We start from the raw sequence: 18,473 nt of genomic DNA on the forward strand, positions 1-18,473 counted from the left end.
CCTTTTAATAATAACAGACACCCTCATTAGGAGTTGGCCATGACCTTGCGTTCCTTATCCAAAGTTGATCGATTGTTGCTTGGCGTTGACAAGGCACTGCGAGCCGTTGTTCCCCATTCAAATCCTAGTACTCGCCCGCTGCCGGTCAGCGATGATAGTATTCCTGAATTGAGTATCACTGAGTCTCGTCACGTTGCCGGCTTGATGCGTATCAATCACACGGGTGAAGTATGCGCTCAAGGGCTATACCATGGTCAGGGCTTTGCCGCCAAGAACAGCGGCGTTAAACAAGCTATGCAGCACTCAGCTGAAGAAGAAATCGATCATTTGGTTTGGTGTGAGACGCGTCTTCATGAGCTTGGCAGTCATCCAAGCATTTTCACCCCGCTATGGTATGGGATGTCGTTTGGACTTGGTGCGGTTGCTGGGGCTATTTCTAATGAATTTAGCTTAGGTTTTGTTGCTGAAACTGAAGCACAAGTTAGCGAACATTTACAAGATCATATTGGTCGATTGCCGCCGCAAGATAAGCGCTCAAGAGAGATATTGGCACAGATGGATATTGAGGAGTTGCATCATCGTGAGCTTGCGCTACAAAGTGGAGGAGCCGCTTTATCGCCTCCTGTTCGTTATACTATGCGATTACTAGCTTACTGTATGAAAAAATCCTCTTATCATTTCTAGTAGCTATGCTGATGACTGTAATTCTTACGGATTTGAAGCGGTCAATAGTTATAATATTGCAGTGTTGACATCGGCGCTACAGTTCTGCTCCTTTGGGTCATCAGTTTTGCTAATGTATGTATAATAAGATCTATAAAAATTCAGTTTTATAAATATTTAGTACGCTACAGTAAGATATCAATAACAAACCTACTATTGAGCAAGTTTATGCTGATTTGTTAGGGTAACGATAATTTGTAATATTATTGGCAATAGTCATTATTTTTTAGGGGCTTTAAGTCAATTTTAATCTTGACAGCTAAGTGTCATAAACAAGCTAAGTGTTATAAACAACTGCTATGCATAGCGCTAACCCTAATTTTAGTTACTAAATTGTTATTAGTAGTTCTTTATGTAGTTATTCACAATCATCAAAATAAAGGTAGTTTCCTATATGAGTCATTCAGCCAGCCATAGATTTGCCACCCTAACTGCTTTAGCAGCCGCTTGTAGTTTCATGTTCGCCGCTCCTGCTATTGCCGATACACCTCAGGCACCGTCTAACCTAACCGTTCCGAGTGCGACTGACTCGAGTCAGCGTGTGGTTCGTCGTACCACTCAGCCCAGTGCTACTGTTAGTACTGCGCAGTTAACACCGCAGCAAGTTACTGCCGCGATACCTGAACCTACGGTCCGTACTTACCAGCCAAGCCCAATTACGGCTACTGGTGTCGATATCGGTCGCGGTCAACTGACTAATATTCCAACGCCACAAGCTCGTGTCTCTGACGTTAGCTTTATAAAAACTATATTAATTGATCAAGACACCCGTGGTAATGATAAGCTTGATGTCAGCTTACTCGATGATTTTATCGCTGAGGTCTCACCTAACGCCCGCCATTACCCACCTAACTTCCCTAACCGTACTCAGCGTTACAATGCCCGCGAAAAAATCAAGGTATTAGCTGAATGGATAGAGCCTTATGCTAAAGCGCCTAATGCTTCGTATGACGTGTTGCTACGTGCTGCTAAACTGAATGGCATGGGTCGTAACTTAGATTTGGGTAGCGAATATACTGTACGTGGTGGCGCTTATATCGATCGTGCTATCAAAAGTAAAACCGACAGTGGCGAGGCTAACTTTTTATACGGTATGATGCTAGCTGAAGGTGGTGGCTTTAAAGAAGGACAAAAATACTTAGATCGCGCCGTAACTCTTGGTTATACTGAAGCCGAGCAAAGCCTAGCTCAGTCTGATTTATTGAGCGATCGCCGTAGCGAAGCATTAGATCGTTTGCGCCGCCTTCAACGTCAAGATCCTAGCAACAGCATTCTTTCGCAACAAATAAAATTGGTTGAAGATGGTAAATTCTATATTTGGGATTTGCCAGCTCCTAACGTCAGCGTTAAGCCTAATATGTAAGGCTTAGCTTATAGCGGTAAATAATCAAAATAGCCTTGCTATTTATATAGCTACTATGATTATTAATATCTCTATAAAGATTTTGCTAAACAGCACCTTAGTTTGTTATTGATGACCAGTCAATCATACAACTAAGGTGCTTTTTTGTACTTATAGCTAAGTTATTTTATCCCTCAAGATAGTCAGCCCCGCTTCATTAAGCGCTTATTGACTCTATAGTCTAATATGCAACATCTTATAGTGTAACGTTAAAAGTTACGCTACACTTACTCTGCTATATCAATAGCCTTTTGCTGCTTAAAATTTATGAGTAACTGTTATTTACTGAGCCTATCCATGATTCCTGTCCGCTTTTTCGCCGCTATAAAAGACTATAACTATCCAACAACCCTATTGCGTAGCCCTATAATCTTATTATTTACGGTGAGCTTAGTGCTATTAACGGCTTGTAGTACCGTATCGGTGAATAAACAAACTTCAGCAAAAATCATCACCGCTCAGCGTGGCAATATAGCTACCAGCAATAAGTTCAGTACTAGTACCAGTTCAGCATTGCTATCAGCTGGCCTAGATCAGCAAGCGTGCTTACAGAAATTCGATCTGTGTTTGGATCAGTTAGGCGATAGCATGCTTAATGAGAACTACCGCTCAACACTAGCTATCTTCTCCGAGCTTTATTATGCTAAAGCACGGCAACTAGCGACCTCTACTGCTTGTACTGATGCTACAACACGTCCGCCACTTGACCCTTACTACGCTAATGCACCTTTGAATGCTGAGCAGATGCAAGCTCAAAAGCTAGGCGAAGATAGTTGTATACTCAGTTATCAAACCAACTTATTCAATGCCATCAAGTCGAGCTATAGCTATTTATTTTATGACAGCTTAGAGCACGACTTCGTTGGCGCAGATATCGATAGCAATCAGCGCCTACAGCAGCATCGCATCCCCAATGATACTGATATTCAAACTCAAGATATCTACAATGCTGCCAGTAGCGAAGTAATCACCCAGTTATATAAGTCAACCAATACTGCCAGTAACATTAGTGCTGGTAATAAAATAAAATATCTCTCTGCTATCGATTCTGTCGATGAGAGTCATAAAGCAGCGATAGCCAACCGCAGCGTACTACCGGGTAAGCCTACTGATCAGATTAATGTGATGCAGATAGCCGTAGACAACTATAACCTCAATGTATATCTGCCTAACGAGAGTAATTATTTAAAAAATGCCGATAAAGATACCTCAGCTTTAGTAGATTTGATGTCTACCTATGAGCTACGGTTAACGGGACTGAACTCTATTAGTAAGCGTCCAGGCTTAGGGGTGAGCTTTGTGGCATCACTGGATGATCGCTATACCACTACTGTGCGTCAGCTATTAGCTTCCTCGTTATCTGGTAAATTATTTAAATCTATACCTGATGGGCCTGTCGATGATACTGAGCCTACAACCCGTATCTATCCTACTGGTCACCTGCTTTTAACTGGCCTGATCCACCCCGTAGGCAACAGTATTCTCGATGTTTTGAGTAGCGAAAATCTTAATGTGCATTTATACAATCCTTATCGTAGTGAGAGTGTGCAGATACTAGGAGATGATTATCCGCTAGCTGCTAACTTTTCGGCAGGCTACGGGCTGTGGTTATCGGAGAACCAATTGGACAGTGTGGGCTATCTAAACCTACTGACCCGTCAACAACAAGCCAGTCTGCCTAAGTTATTTATGCTTGAGCCTTACGATCCTGATAAACGCGTGCTCATCATGATTCATGGACTGGCCTCCAGCCCAGCGACATGGGTTAATTTGACTAACGATATTTTTAATGACAAAAAATTGCGTGAGAACTATCAAGTGTGGCAAATATTTTATCCCACTAATTTACCTATCCTAGAAAACCGCTACCAGATTCAGCAACTATTAGAAGCTACTTATAAGCAAACAGATCCCAGTGGCCACAACCGCGCCAGTAGCAATAGCGTTATCGTCAGCCATAGTATGGGTGCCCTAATTGCACGAATGATGGTCTCTGATGACAATTTAGCTGACGGTCTTCAAACGCTAAAAAGTGCGGATGACAAGCTATTACTCAACAGTGACGAGATAATGATCAATACTAAGCTCCAACAAGCTTTAGGAGATCCGGAGCTGAGTTCACGTCTTAAGCTTAAGACCTTGCCACAAGTCGATACCACCGTATTCTTATCAGCGCCCTTTCGTGGAACTGATTATGCTGATCGGTGGTTTACTCGTGCGCTTCGCCGCATAGTCTATCTTCCTGTAGGTTTGGTAAAAACTGTCACCGACAACTTAGCCACTATTGCCTTTAAAGGCGACTTGGCACAGAATCCTTTTGGTGCTTTGTACTTACAAAATGGCGCCAGTCAGCTTAGTAACAAGTCTTCATTTATTGAGTTGACTAGCGATATCGCTATCAATAAGCGTATTACCTATCACTCAATCATCGCTAATAATGATGCCGATATAACCCAAGGACTGGCACAAATGCAGCCTAATGGTGCCAAAATCGACTTATCAAAACCGCTGCCAGACAAAGACCCTGCCAAAGATGACAACTCAGCACAGTCAGTCAGCACAGAAAATAGCGTTATCCCTAGTGCCGCGCTCGTCTCTGCTGTCACCGTCAATGAAGAGATCAGCCAAGCCCTCACTGAACGCTTATCAGATGGTATTGTCCCTTATACTAGCGCCCATCTTGATGGTGCCGCTTCTGAAACTATCATCAATGGTGGTCATAGCATTCAATCGAATCCGCAAACTATTTTAATTTTACGGCGAATATTACATCAGCAGCTACAAAACTAAACATAACCATAAAGGGCCTATTGTGCCCCAAAAAGCTAACTTGGTTGCTGTTGCAGTGCTGCTTAATGGCCTGGAACTTAAGCACTCTTTAATATATCTTAAGAAAGCCTAGTCATTGTTCAATAGCTAATTTATGACTGCGAGGTACGCACTGAGGGAGAAAGGCTAGCTTGCTTGATGCTTGCGGTAAGCGCATAATATTCTGATGTTAAATCTTATTAGAATTTAGATTTAAATGCTAAGTGTTGGTAGTTTATATGGATATAAATTATTTAATTCAGCTAAACCGCCCATAAGCAATCTTTAGCTAAATAACATTTATGATTAATAATAATTGGCTATTGCCCGTAATATTTACCGCCTTATTTATTAGGTGATTACGGACCGTTACTTAAGCGTATCATGGAAGCTAGCGCCAGTCAGCTAACAGATAAGGGTAACCGTTTATGTTCGCAACATTTATGATCGATCAAATGGATGCGCTGGTACTTGCGCGTATCCAATTTGCCTTTGTTATCTCCTTCCATATTGTCTTTCCTGCTTTTTCTATCGGGCTTGCTAGCTTTTTGACAGTGCTTGAATTTCGCTGGCTTAGAACCGGCGAGCCTATCTATGCCGAAGTTTATAAGCATTGGGTAAAGATATTTGCAGTGGTTTTTGGTATGGGGGTAGTCTCTGGGGTAGTAATGTCTTACCAGTTCGGTACCAACTGGGCGGTATTCTCTGATAAAGCCGGTAACGTCTTAGGGCCTCTATTGGCCTATGAAGTCCTAACGGCCTTCTTCTTAGAAGCTTCCTTCTTAGGTATTATGCTGTTTGGTTGGGGACGAGTCAGCAAACGTATGCACTTTGCCTCAACCGCTATTGTGGCTATCGGAACCCTAATTTCGGGATTCTGGATTTTGGCTGCTAACAGCTTTATGCAGACTCCCCAAGGCTTTATGGTCGGTGCTGATGGCCTGCTATATCCTACCAACTGGCTTGAGATTATTTTTAATCCCTCGTTTCCATATCGCTATGCCCACATGATGACAGCTGCATTTTTGACTACTGCTTTTGTTATCGGTGGTATTGGTGCTTATTATCTACAGTCTAAACGTCATACAGAACATCGTAAACATGGTCGCGTGATGTTAGGCATGGCAATGGTTATGGCTATATTCGTAGCTCCTCTACAGATAGTATTAGGGGATATGCATGGTCTTAACACCCTTGAGCACCAGCCAGCTAAAGTAGCGGCGATGGAAGGATTATGGGAGAACGAACGTGGTGCGCCATTAGTGCTGTTCGCTATCCCTGATCAAAAAGCAGAAAAGAACCATTTTGAAGTCAAAATCCCTTATGTCTCTGGTCTAATCTTGACCCATTCATTAGATGGTGAAGTCAAAGGTCTCAAAAATTGGGCGCCAGAAGACCGGCCCTTCGTCCCTATTGTATTTTGGTCATTTCGAGTCATGGTAGGTATTGGGAGCTTAATGTTACTAGTAGGCTTATTTAGTGCCTATAAATTCTTTAGAAAACAACAGTTTAATCCAGAAAGCAAATGGTTCCATCGCGCGTGGATGATGATGACCCCGCTAGGTTTCATAGCCTTACTAGCTGGCTGGTTCGTTACAGAAACTGGTCGTCAGCCTTGGACTGTGTACGGTGTGATTCGTACAGCTGAGAGTATGTCACCATTGGCAGCTCAACAAGTAGCGACCACGCTAATTGGTTTTATTGTGCTCTATATCCTAGTATTTGGCGCTGGTAGCTTCTATATCTTACGCTTGATCGCCCATGGACCTAAACCCTATGAAGATCCTGCTGATGATAACTTTTATGAGCATTCAGTAACTGAAGGTCAAGGCCGTACGCTGAGCGGTGATAGTAATGCTGCTGAACATACTAGAAAAAATGATGACGTAGATCTAGACACACCGGCTAGTGATAAAGATGAAGGGGGTTTACGCTAATGTTTAATTTTGGCGATGTTTTAGATTTACCTCTGATTTGGGGTGGCTTAATTGCCTTAGCAGTATTCATCTACGTCTTGCTAGACGGTTTCGATTTAGGCTGTGGTATTTTGTTCCCATTCGCAGGCTCGGATAAAAACCGTAGCCGAATGATGAACTCCATTGCGCCTTTTTGGGACGGTAATGAGACTTGGTTGGTATTAGGAGGTGGTGGTTTGTTTGCCGCCTTTCCAGTAGCCTACGGTATCATTATGACTGGACTCTATTTGCCGGTTACTTTTATGCTGTTCGGTCTGATTCTACGCGGAGTAGCTTTTGAATTTCGTTTCAAATCTTCTACTGGCCGCTACGTATGGGACACCGTATTCTTTATTGGCTCAATCAGTGCCGCTTTTTTCCAGGGCGTGATGTTAGGGGCTTTAGTACAAGGTCTTAAGGCTAGTAATCGCTTGTATAGCGGTGGTCCATTCGACTGGCTAACCCCTTTCGCTATCATGTGTGGTATTGCAGTCATTATCGGTTATGCTCTACTTGGCTCTACTTGGTTGATCATCAAAACTGAGCATAAGCTACAAGTATGGGCAAGAAAAGTCTCTGGATGGCTGCTAATGGCACTCATATTAGCGATGATCGTAGTGACTATATTCATGTATTTCTCCGATATCAAGGCACTCGAAGGCTGGTTTAGCTTCCCAGGAATACTATATCTTGCACCGATGCCAATTATCGTGGTGCTACTGTTTTACTTTATGCGTAAAGACCTCAGTAGTGAGCGTGAATATCGTCCATTCTTATTGACAGTGGCCCTGTTCTTAATGGGCTACATTGGGGTTTGTTTTGCGATATTCCCTTATATTGTCCCTTATCAGATGACTATTTATGAGGCAGCCGCTGCCGATACTTCGTTATCCTTTATGTTAATTGGTGCTGGCATTATGCTACCGATTATCTTGAGTTATACCGCTTTTGCTTACTATACCTTTAAAGGTAAATCTAATCACGAGCCTATGTATTAATAGTTAGTGCTAAGAGTACTAACTGACAGGACTAACAGGGGTTGTTGATAACATAGCTGTTAGTCAGTAACACGGCTATGAGTCATTATGAAGAGGTTATAATGAAAAATCTAAGTAAAAAACAATCGCAATGGGCCTGGTTCGTTGGTTTATATTTAGCTGGGTTTTTGACTATCTTTACTATTGCGCAGTTGATCAAATTGGCAATGGGTGTCTAGTAGTTAAGCTAATAACTAACTGGGTTAACATAAAAATGCAGCGCTAATGATCTCATCAGCGCTGCATTTTTGTTTATCGTTTTTAACAGCGAACTATATTAGATCTAAGCTAACCTCTAAATTCAATCAAGCACCCCGATGAGCGCCTGCTCCTTTAGTGTCAATAAAAGTATTTATCTGCTCTAGACGGGCCGCTGTACCGACATCTATCCAGTTATCAACAATAACTTCAGCTGTGACTTGAAACTTGATCATAGCCTTGCGTAACAAAGGTCCCAGCGCTGAAGCTTGACCAGTCACTAGGCCATCGAGCAGCCTTGGTGATAGTACACTGATGCCAGAAAAAGTATATTTATCAGCACCCGCCACAGCGTGCTCGCTGGCTAAACCATTATTGATAGCAAAATCACCATTATCATTATGCTCAGGATTATCAATCAATAGTAGATGAGCCTGTTGATCAGGGCCTAAAGTATAGTCGACCAGCTGCGAAAAATCATAGGTTGTCCATATATCAGAATTAACTAAGACAAAGGGCGCATTTTGCAGTTTTCCCGTCTGTAGGGCCTGAAATATGCCACCAGCAGTTTCAAGTGGTTCATCTTCCTCGACTGACCACTGCAGCTTAACGCCATACTGCGCGCCATCGCCTAGCGTGGCCATTAGCTTATCAGCAAGCCAAGAAGCATTAATAGTGATATCGGTAATACCTGCCGCTTGCAATGCTTTGATATGCCAAACTATTAGCGGCTGCCCCCCTACCTCAACTAAAGGTTTTGGGGTATCGAGAGTCAGTGGCCGTAAGCGTGTACCTTTACCCGCTGCCAAAATCATTGCTTGCTTTATGACCGACATAAGCGCTCCTTATTTTTGTAAAATTAGATATATTGCTGAGCAAACCTACTTTGATAAGCGGGCAGAACGCTGTCTACTAACCAAGTATTAAATGGCAATACCGCGCGTTTGATGTCATCTGTACCATGAGCACCCAGCCATTCAAGCTCGAATATTAAATCAGTCATCACTTTTGGGATATCAGCTAAGTAACGGCTCTTACCATCACGCTCATATAGACGAATAAAAATCCCCAGCACTTTTAGATGGCGCTGAACCCCCATAACATTCACATCGTTTTCAAACTGTTTAGCACTAGGCGCAGTGACTAATTGCGCTTGCTGCTGGCGCTGCCAAAAGTCGTGGATCCATTGCGTTATTTGAGTCTCTGGCCATTCAACATAAGCGTCGCGCACTAGTGACACTAAGTCATAGCTATAAGCACCTACTACTGCATCTTGAAAATCAATAATACCTAACTTAGCAGGATCTGCCTGATCTTGCATTAGATTGCGACTGTGGTAATCACGATGAACGATCACTTGCGGCTGTGCCAAAATATCTTTGATCAAAGCCAGCTTTAAAGTATCCCACAGCGCTTTATCCAGCGTAAGCCCAATATAAGGTATAAACCAGTCACTGAACAAGTCCATTTCACGATCTAGCAGTGCGGTATCATAATCTGGCAATTGATATTGATTTTTAGCGACCTCTACAGGCACCTGTTGCAACTGTATTAAGGTTTGCATAGCCAACTGATAGTATTCATCGATTTGCTCAGCCCTAGCATCCGTCAGAAGATAGGCAAACTCTATCGAGCCAAAATCTTGTAATACTAAAAAACCTTGTGCTAAGTCTTGAGCAATAAGCTTGGGTACATTTACCGCTGGACTCATCAGCTTAGCGACGGCAATGAACTGCTGCATGGCGTCTTGCTCATCAGCCGAATCCATAACCATATAATGCTCTGGCGGTTGCTCACCTGCATCGAGTAATTGTAGACGATGGTATTGACGAGCGCTGGCATCCCCAGGCAAGCTGACTAAAGTAAAAGGTTGGCTGCCAAATACTTGTTGTAGCCAAAGCTGTAACTGCTGTAAGCGATTATCGTCTATACAGTCCGCACTTTTATTAGAGGAAAGCGCCGCTGCACTAGGGGTAGTATCAATACTAAGGGGTATATTAGTCATAAAGAACATCGCCGGTTAAATATAGTGATAAATCAGGCAAATACTTGCTAAAATGGCAAACTATCTACAAATAGTTAATGGTTTAATTTGGCCTTGACAATAAAGGTCAAAAATTAAAAGCTTAGTCAGTAATGCTTGCTAATAATATCAAGTATAAAATTTCAGTTATAAAAATTGATGAATAGTGTAGCTGATTTGATTTTTTTTGACTATCATAAGTCGTCAACAATCATATATTGGCTAATCATTAAATAGCTGCCGGTTAATTATTTGATTCAATATTGGCTCATTAACTATATAATCCTCAAATAGAGGACTATATCGATATAGACTAACACTGTTTGCTATTGTGAACAGTATAGATAGCATATAGCCGTTGTTGAAGCGCAAATAACCGTTAAAGCTTGTTAAATTTGTGGTTAATAAACAGTACTTGCGGCTAATAAATAGTAAAAGTAAGTCGTCATCCATTAGACTTTGTAATCATAGGTGTGCCCTTGTTATATTCTCCGCTTTACCAAAGCATTCGTCTGATTTTATTTGGCGCCTTAAGTTTGACTGGGTTGAGCGTAAGCGCAGCTGAGTTAGCAGCTGCAAATCCGCAAATAGCGGCAGCTTTAGTGGCGGATAGTCCTACTATTGCCAGTACTAACTTGCAAAAAGACTCTAATGCTAACCGTTCCTACACGGATAACAGCTACTTTGATCAATCCTATAATCAAAGCAATGCTAATACTGTGGCGCTTGCTACTGAAGAGCTAAACGCTGCTGAAGAATTGAGCGCTGAAAACAATATAGCAGTGACGGCTATTACAGAGGATACTAGCGAAGCTAATGTTAATACTAACGATATAGCTGAGCAAGGCAAGCGCTCTTCTACCCCTAAAGCACAGACTACTGCTGCAAGTAAATCGTCGACTACCACTAGCAGCCGTCTCAATGTAAAAGATGAAAGCGTGCAAGAGAGCCTCGTGCGTTTAGCAGAGTTCTATGAATTAACTCCAGATTCGAAGTTCGATAAAGGCTTAAATAAGCCTACTACTAATACCCAGTCAAATAGCGAAACGTTACGCCCATTAGGTTCTGACCTAAAGCTACTTCCCAACTCGGTAGATAGTGCGCAACGTTGCGAAGGCCAATGGGTCTACCCTACTAACAACCCAAACTACCAACGCGCAGTTAACGAAGCTAATGGTAATTTAAACAATAATCAAGATAACTTTGCGCCGAATGCCAACTCCAATACGGCTCCTGATGGTAAGTCTGCGCTATTTGCAGAAGCCGATTACGGCTATTATGACAATGTTGATTATGCTGAGCTTTCAGGGAATGTCATCATTGACCAAGGGATGCAGCATATTGAGGCCGAAAAAGTAGTACTAGACTTAACTACCGGTGTAGCTGCCGCTCAAGGCAAAGTGTTGTTCACCAATAAAGCGACCAGCAACAATAGTAGTAGTAATAGTAATAACAGTGTTGGCAGCAATAGTGGGCGAAATATCTTTGCTAACCGCAATAGCCAACCTACGCTTACCGAAAAAGCTTCTGATGGTGGCCTGATTGGGGTAGCCGATAGCTTAGCTTATAATACAGAATCGGGACAATCGACAGCTTACGGGGTTGCATTTGCTAGTGTACCTCTACAAGCGCACGGTTATGCTGAGCGTCTTAATCGTCCTAACGATAGCCAATATGAGCTGGACAATGTAATGTTCAGTACTTGTCCGCCTACTGATCGTAAGTGGCAGCTGGAAGCTAAGAGCATTGATTTAGATACGGATACTGGTCGTGGTAAGGCTTATGACACCACCTTCCGCATAGCTGATATTCCAGTATTTTATCTGCCTTATTTTAACTTCCCTATTGATGCTCGTCGTAGTAGTGGCTTCTTACTCCCTAGCGCTAGTATCGGTAGTGAGAACGGTCTTGAGATTGATGTTCCTTATTATCTCAATCTAGCTCCTAATTATGATGCCACTATTAATACTCATATTTATACCAACCGTAATCCTATGCTCTCAGGTGAATTTCGCTACCTGACTGAAGGCTATGGTGAAGGGGTATTCAGCGGTTCTTACTTACCCAATGATAAAAACTATGACGGCGAGGATCGCAGTAGCTTTTTTTATGATCATTACTGGTCCTCCTCTAGCATTCCACGCTTAAGCGGTGATGCTAAATACAGCTACGTCTCAGATTCAGATTACCTGAACGACTTCGATACTTTAGGACTGTCAGACAATACAGTCAATCTACCTACACGGGCACGACTCAACTATTATAATGACTATGTGAATGGTGAGCTTAAGGTTGAAACCTTCCAGACTCTAGATGCCTTTAATGATAATGGTCAGGCGCTACAAGACAAAGATAAGCCCTACTCACGCTTGCCACAGTTGACTCTAGATTACCGTTTGCCTTGGGCGAAGAGTTTCGACATTACTGGGGTTCACGACTCCGCCTACTTTAAAAAATCTATCAATGATGGCTCAGAGGCGGAAAAAAGCGGATTGCGTGTCTATAACAAACTTAGCGCCGCTTATCCGATAGAAAAATCTTGGGGCTATATCAAACCTAAAGTTAGTTTGCAGCATTTATATACCTCCTACGATCAAGACAGCTTAGCCGATAACTCGCTGGATCAAGAGAATGGCAGTCAGTCAGTATTTGTACCTCAAGCCAGTATTGATGCAGGGCTATATTTATATCGTGCAGGCTCGCCATTCGGCGCTTTTGATAACACTATGGGCGGCTACCAGCTAGTAAGTCCTCGCTTGAAATATACTTATTCACCGTTTGAAGATCAGAACGATATCCCTAACTTTAACACCCGTATTGCCTCAGTTAACTATGACCAACTGTTTTCTGATAGCTGGTTCTTAGGCCATGATCGCTTGCAAGATTTGCATGCTATCACCCCTGGAGTTAATTATCGTTACATCGATGCAACGGGTGTGACACGTTTTGATGGTAGCATTGCAGAGCAGTTTTACATCGATGATGGTCGTGTTACCCTCGATGGGGATAACCAGCTGTTTAATACTTCATCATCAGGAATGGTCTGGAATAGTAGTTTGCAACCTTACAACAATGTCTGGGTTGATTTGAGCGGAGCGCTCGACAACAGTTATAATCTAAACTTTATCACTACTGAACTACGCTATCAGCCTTCTAATAACAGTCTATTCAACATCGGTTATGTCAAGCGTCAAAGCGATGAAAACACTAATCAGTTGCCGTTATCAGCTGTTACCGCTTCTGCTATCTTCCCTGTAAATAACAATTGGCGGGTGATAGCACAAGGTCAATATGACCATCGCCGCGATAAAATACTAGATGCTTTAGTTGGGGTGGATTACGAAGATTGCTGCTTTGGTTTTGCCGTTTATGGCCGTCGTTATTATAATGACTTGAATGTCAGAGATGAACCTACGCAAGCAGTAATGGCTGAAATTAGATTGAATGGTTTGGGTAGTGGTAATAGTCGCCTGACGCGTCTGCTCTCTGACAAGGTGTTAGGCTTTGAGCCGGTACAAACCGCTTGGAAAGATTAATAAGCCGTTAAAGGATAGTTCAATAGCTATAGGCTTATAAAATAGCTAAAGTTTCATTGACTAGCTAAATGGTCTATAAAAAGCACTAATGTTATGAGGGTTGCCAACCTTTAGCGACTCAATGCCTTTGTTGTATTAAGTTATACTAAATATTTTTAATAGCTAGCTAAGCACTGATAGTTAATTAAGCCTTTATAGATACAGTCACACAACTCCCATCTTATAAGATGATAGTGATCAGGAGCATTATGAGAATTTTTTGTTTACGTCAGACCAGTAGTGCGGTGTTATTAGTAATGAGCGCTGGACTTGCTTTGAGTCTTAATGCTCAAGCAGCAACCGTCAAAAACCAAGCTGCTGCGACCAGTAGTAGTACTAGCGCTAGTCAAAGTACTAGCAATCGTCTGACTGCTAGTAACAGTACCGACGGTATTATTGCGCTAGTTAATGACAATGCTATCTTAAAGAGCGATTTAATCAACGCGGTCATTCAGACTCAATTGCGTGCAAAAAATGCCGGTCAGCCGTTACCCAATTCTGCTCAGCTCCAGTCTGAAGTATTAAATTCCTTAATTCTGCGTGAGTTACAGCTGTCATTAATTAACCGTGTTGGTATTAAGCCTGATGAGGCAGCTATTAATCAGCGCCTAGCAAAAATCGCTGAAGCCGAAGGCCTCGATAGTCTTAGCGCTCTACAACAACGTATGGATTCCCAGCAAGCTGGTGGCTACGCTAGTCTACGTAGTAAGCTGATTGAGGACGCTGCTATTCAAACCTTACAGCAACGCCAAGTCAGCAATCGTGTGCGCATTAGTGAACAAGATATTGATTCATTCTTGGCCTCACCTGAAGCCAAACGTCTCAATCAAAGCGAATATCAAACTATCCACGTGCGTGTGCCCTATATCGATGATTATAACCGCTTATCACCAGCACAACGTGCTGAAGCTTTAGCAGTAGCAGAAGCATTGCGTAAGCGCTTACAAGCACCAAATGTAGACGTAGATGCTGCTGTTGCTGCTGTTCAAGGTAGCTATGCTATACCACTACAAGGTGGTGATATGGGCTTTCATAAAGCAGCGGCGCTACCTACTGAGTTATCTAGTGAAATCACTAAGCTTGCCGTAGGTGAAGTTAGTGCACCGCTTGTAACCCCTGAAGGCATCGATATCATAAAGCTGGCTAATAAAAAAGACAGCGATAGCATGATTGTGCCTCAGTGGCGTACTAGTCATATCTTAATTAAAGTTGATGACTTACAAACTGATGCTCTTGCTGAACAAAAAATTAATGACCTTTATAATCAGCTGCGCCAAGGAGCTGACTTTTCAGCACTAGCGGCTACTTATTCTGACGATCCCGGCTCAGCAGGACGCGGTGGTGATCTAGAATGGGTTAGCGAACAAGATATGATCGGTCCGTTTGAAGCGGTAATGAAGAACACTAGCGTTAACGATTATTCTGCGCCCTTTAAGACTCAGTTTGGCTGGCATATCTTAAAAGTGGCAGACAAGCGTCAGTATGATGCTAGTAGCGAGTATCGCCGTAATATGGCTCGTCAAGCTCTATACCAGCGTTTAGCGCCACAAGCCCAAGAAGATTGGTTGCAAGAGCTACGTGCCGGTGCTTATATTCAAGTGCTTGAGTGATAGCTAGATAATAGCTAAGCGGTGTTGAAGATTCACAACTAGACACTGCTGAGAGTTAACCATTAGGGCCTATATTATTATATAGGCTCTTTTTTTATGCTAACCGTTATCACTTTGAAGCTATTTGATCTCATTAATTTACTGACAAGAAAAAACCCAAACCTTGGGCAATAGGTTCGGGTTTTAGTTTATTTAGCAGATTGTTATTATTTTATCCTTGCTGACTCATCCTAAGTCATACACGCTAGTTTGTAACAAAATAGACTACTCTATAGTCATGCTACCAGCGTCTCAACACCGCATCCTTACTTATCCTTGTGTCGATGAGGGTATTGTAATGCAAAGCTAAGGATTCGCCTAGACGCTAAAAGCCCCAATCGATGTAAGCATTTGCTTACAATATTTGGATGAGTTTTTAATACGGCTTAGCTAATAAAATAAAACACCAGTCATCTTAACCAAAATCGTTATTTATTAATTACTATCACTACCTTAAGGTGATGATTGGTTTTTTATTTAGCTTCTTCTGCATGCTCTTTAGAAACCTTACGTCCCTCTTCCTTGCCAGCCTTAATCTTATTTTCAGTTTCTCTGATGTCTTCAGCTTCGGGAGTTGGGGCGTTCTCTTCTTGCTTAGCGGTTTCTTCAGGCTGGTACTGTAAGGTAGTCAATACTGGAAAGTGATCTGAGCCGATAGAAGGCAGGCGTTCTATATCAACCACAGTAAAACAGGCACTATGAAAAATATGATCCAAAGCCCATCGTAAAAACGGATACTTTACATGGAAAGTGTTGATGAAATGTCGACCGATACGGGGGTCTAATAGCCCTGAGATACGTTGGAAACGACGAGTAGTCTTTGACCAAGCCACATCATTTAAGTCACCCGCTAAGATGGCGGTTTGTTTATTTTTCTTGATATGTTGACCAACCATCAGCAGTTCAGCATCACGAGTAGTAGATTTGTCCGCTTCAGTTGGACTCGGCGGCATAGGGTGTAGACAATATAGCCAAATGACTCGACCACTCGGTAGACGTAACTGAGTGTGAATCGAAGGAATGTCATCAATCATCAGGTACTTCACTTCAGGATCTATCAACTCCAGCTTAGAATATAAGTGCATACCATATAAATTATCTAATGGCACTTTGACTGTATAAGGGTAATCAGATTCAATCACGCTCATTTCCTGTTGCCATTCGCCATCAGTCTCAAGAGTAATCAAGATATCAGGCTGTTTTTGGTTGACTAAATCGACTAGCTTTTGCTTATTCTTATTGGGGGTCAGCACATTTGAGACCATGATTTTGAGCTGGTTTACTTTAGCTTCAGAGCTATTGTTAGCGCTCTGCACTTCCTTTTTCCATAGCCTTGTATAGGGCAGTATCATTCTGATCTGAAAGGCGACACTAGTAGTTAGCGCTATAAATAGTAGCCATTGCCACAGCGACCATTGTGCCCAAAATAATAATAGACCTAGCCAAGCTGAGAACCCCAGCACCATAATTTGGATACGCGGAAACTCAACGCCGCGCACCCACCAATTGTCTAATGGTAGCCAGCCCCAAACCGTCACAAAAATAATCAGCCCTGCGAGCAGCTGGATACCATAATATAGGGCAGATAAATCCATAAAGTTGTTTAACCGACTATCAAGTGAATAATGAATACCATGTTTTAAATAACCATAATATTTTTAACGCCTATTGTGCACTATGTTTGGACTGGATTGTATAGCTATTAAATAAATACTCTACAACTTATATGGGAGCACTTGTAAAGCATTAGCGGCTAATAATAACCCAAAGTTATAATATCTATAGCGAATAGTAGTCAATAAATCGTTAAAATAGTGGTAAACGCCTTGCTTTTTATAGCTATTCACGGCATTGTTATTGGTTGACATAGCAATAAATAACTGTAAAAAAGGATTACAATCGATGAGCAACTTAACAGTAGGTTTGGTAGGCTGGCGTGGTATGGTCGGGTCAGTGCTAATACAGCGTATGCGCGATGAGAATGACTTTTCTGGTATTAGCCCAGTGTTCTTCTCTACCAGCAACGCTGGTGGCGATGCACCAAGCTTCGATGGTATTGAAACTAGCCAACTTAAAGATGCTCATGATATTGAGGCACTAGCCGCTTGTGAGGTGATTATCACCTGTCAAGGGGGTGACTATACGCAAAAAGTACATCAGCCTTTACGTGATAGTGGCTGGAATGGCTACTGGATTGATGCTGCTAGTACTCTACGTATGGAAGATGACAGTATCATCATTCTTGATCCGGTCAATCGCAAAGTGATCGATAGCGCTCTAGCTGCTGGTAAAAAAGACTTCATCGGTGGTAACTGTACCGTATCGTTGATGCTGATGGCCATTGGTGAGCTGTTTAATAAAGGCTGGGTTGAATGGGTCAGCGCAATGACTTATCAGGCTGCTAGTGGCTCTGGTGCTAATAATATGCGTGAGCTGATCGAAGGTATGGGCGTATTACGCGATGCGGTTGCCGATGAGCTAGCAGATCCTTCAAGCGCTATCCTTGAGATTGATAAAAAAATAGCCGCCACCCAGCGCTCAGCTGATTTTCCGCAGCAGTATTTTGGCGTGCCACTCGCGGGTAGCTTGATTCCTTATATCGATGTGCAATTAGACAATAAGCAATCTAAAGAAGAATGGAAAGGCGGTGTTGAGACCAACAAAATCCTTGGTAATGACAGTGATAACGCTATCCCTATCGATGGCATGTGCGTGCGTATCGGTGCGATGCGTTGTCATTCACAAGGGCTGACCATTAAGCTTAAAAAAGATATTCCTTTATCAGAGATTGAAGCAGCACTAAAAAATAGTGGTAATGAGTGGCTAGATGTGGTCGAAGATGACAAGCAAGCCAGTATGCAGCGTCTAACGCCGGTTGCGGTCACTGGGACACTCACTGTAGCTGTTGGCCGTCTGCGTAAGCTCAATATGGGTCCTGAATACTTAGGTGCCTTTACTGTCGGTGATCAGCTGTTATGGGGCGCAGCAGAACCTTTACGTCGCATGCTAAACATTATCCGCGAACAAAAAAGCTAACATCTGCTATAAAAAACTCAGTTATCGATAAAATCAAAAAAGACAGCTTAGGCTGTCTTTTTTATTA

Annotated in this window: 12 protein-coding genes; 9 read left to right on the top strand and 3 right to left on the bottom strand. The window is 42.4% G+C overall.

What is annotated here, in order from left to right:
• Positions 1–45 precede the first annotated feature (45 nt).
• From coq7 to JMY09_RS04170, 6 genes are all read left to right on the top strand, one after another.
• A complete protein-coding gene (gene coq7, locus JMY09_RS04145; protein ID WP_452596424.1) occupies positions 46–684 on the top strand; it encodes a 2-polyprenyl-3-methyl-6-methoxy-1,4-benzoquinone monooxygenase in 639 nt (212 codons plus the stop codon).
• A 433-nt stretch (positions 685–1,117) separates the two neighbouring features.
• Positions 1,118–2,086: a tetratricopeptide repeat protein gene (locus tag JMY09_RS04150; protein WP_227677152.1), complete on the top strand. Its 969-nt coding sequence runs from the start codon at positions 1,118–1,120 to the stop codon at positions 2,084–2,086.
• A gap of 336 nt (positions 2,087–2,422) precedes the next feature.
• Positions 2,423–4,915, top strand: a complete 2,493-nt coding sequence (locus tag JMY09_RS04155) for an esterase/lipase family protein (protein WP_227677153.1) — start codon at positions 2,423–2,425, stop codon at positions 4,913–4,915.
• Between the two features lie 446 nt (positions 4,916–5,361).
• Positions 5,362–6,870 (top strand): cytochrome ubiquinol oxidase subunit I, encoded by a 1,509-nt coding sequence (locus JMY09_RS04160; RefSeq protein ID WP_201622324.1) that lies wholly within the window; start codon positions 5,362–5,364, stop codon positions 6,868–6,870.
• Positions 6,870–7,886, top strand: a complete 1,017-nt coding sequence (cydB, locus tag JMY09_RS04165) for a cytochrome d ubiquinol oxidase subunit II (protein WP_201622325.1) — start codon at positions 6,870–6,872, stop codon at positions 7,884–7,886. Before JMY09_RS04160 ends, cydB begins: the two co-directional genes overlap by 1 nt.
• Before the next feature lie 101 nt (positions 7,887–7,987).
• Positions 7,988–8,104, top strand: coding sequence for a DUF2474 domain-containing protein (locus tag JMY09_RS04170; RefSeq protein WP_201622326.1), 117 nt, complete (start codon positions 7,988–7,990; stop codon positions 8,102–8,104).
• 126 nt (positions 8,105–8,230) lie between these two features.
• Here JMY09_RS04170 and murU read toward each other — a convergent pair whose 3' ends face one another.
• Positions 8,231–8,959 (bottom strand): N-acetylmuramate alpha-1-phosphate uridylyltransferase MurU, encoded by a 729-nt coding sequence (gene murU / locus JMY09_RS04175; protein ID WP_201622327.1) that lies wholly within the window; start codon positions 8,957–8,959, stop codon positions 8,231–8,233.
• Between the two features lie 23 nt (positions 8,960–8,982).
• Complete coding sequence (locus JMY09_RS04180) at positions 8,983–10,053, bottom strand: aminoglycoside phosphotransferase family protein (RefSeq protein ID WP_406947581.1); 1,071 nt, start codon at positions 10,051–10,053, stop codon at positions 8,983–8,985.
• A gap of 572 nt (positions 10,054–10,625) precedes the next feature.
• Between JMY09_RS04180 and JMY09_RS04185 the strand changes: the two genes are divergently transcribed.
• Positions 10,626–13,682 carry an LPS-assembly protein LptD gene (locus JMY09_RS04185; RefSeq protein WP_201622329.1) on the top strand — a complete coding sequence of 1,019 codons (3,057 nt, stop codon included), beginning with the start codon at positions 10,626–10,628 and terminating at the stop codon, positions 13,680–13,682.
• Positions 13,683–13,930: 248 nt separating this feature from the next.
• Positions 13,931–15,331, top strand: coding sequence for a peptidylprolyl isomerase (locus JMY09_RS04190; RefSeq protein WP_201622330.1), 1,401 nt, complete (start codon positions 13,931–13,933; stop codon positions 15,329–15,331).
• A 512-nt stretch (positions 15,332–15,843) separates the two neighbouring features.
• On the opposite strand, the gene JMY09_RS04195 is transcribed toward JMY09_RS04190, so the two are convergent.
• Positions 15,844–16,965 carry an endonuclease/exonuclease/phosphatase family protein gene (locus JMY09_RS04195; protein WP_201622331.1) on the bottom strand — a complete coding sequence of 374 codons (1,122 nt, stop codon included), beginning with the start codon at positions 16,963–16,965 and terminating at the stop codon, positions 15,844–15,846.
• 307 nt (positions 16,966–17,272) lie between these two features.
• Between JMY09_RS04195 and asd the strand changes: the two genes are divergently transcribed.
• Positions 17,273–18,406, top strand: a complete 1,134-nt coding sequence (gene asd / locus JMY09_RS04200; protein WP_201622332.1) for an aspartate-semialdehyde dehydrogenase — start codon at positions 17,273–17,275, stop codon at positions 18,404–18,406.
• Positions 18,407–18,473 lie beyond the last annotated feature (67 nt).

The organism is Psychrobacter urativorans, assembly GCF_904846695.1.
In the GTDB taxonomy this organism is placed as follows: Bacteria; Pseudomonadota; Gammaproteobacteria; order Pseudomonadales; family Moraxellaceae; genus Psychrobacter; species Psychrobacter urativorans.

What these genes read in the sequence shown, in the direction of transcription:
- JMY09_RS04155 (WP_227677153.1), top strand. Translation starts at nt 2,423, where the DNA reads ATGATTCCTGTCCGCTTTTTCGCCGCTATAAAAGACTATAACTATCCA.
- cydB (WP_201622325.1), top strand. Translation starts at nt 6,870, where the DNA reads ATGTTTAATTTTGGCGATGTTTTAGATTTACCTCTGATTTGGGGTGGC.
- JMY09_RS04190 (WP_201622330.1), top strand. Translation starts at nt 13,931, where the DNA reads ATGAGAATTTTTTGTTTACGTCAGACCAGTAGTGCGGTGTTATTAGTA.
- JMY09_RS04150 (WP_227677152.1), top strand. Translation starts at nt 1,118, where the DNA reads ATGAGTCATTCAGCCAGCCATAGATTTGCCACCCTAACTGCTTTAGCA.
- murU (WP_201622327.1), bottom strand. Translation starts at nt 8,959, where the DNA reads ATGTCGGTCATAAAGCAAGCAATGATTTTGGCAGCGGGTAAAGGTACA.
- asd (WP_201622332.1), top strand. Translation starts at nt 17,273, where the DNA reads ATGAGCAACTTAACAGTAGGTTTGGTAGGCTGGCGTGGTATGGTCGGG.
- JMY09_RS04195 (WP_201622331.1), bottom strand. Translation starts at nt 16,965, where the DNA reads ATGGATTTATCTGCCCTATATTATGGTATCCAGCTGCTCGCAGGGCTG.
- JMY09_RS04170 (WP_201622326.1), top strand. Translation starts at nt 7,988, where the DNA reads ATGAAAAATCTAAGTAAAAAACAATCGCAATGGGCCTGGTTCGTTGGT.
- JMY09_RS04160 (WP_201622324.1), top strand. Translation starts at nt 5,362, where the DNA reads ATGTTCGCAACATTTATGATCGATCAAATGGATGCGCTGGTACTTGCG.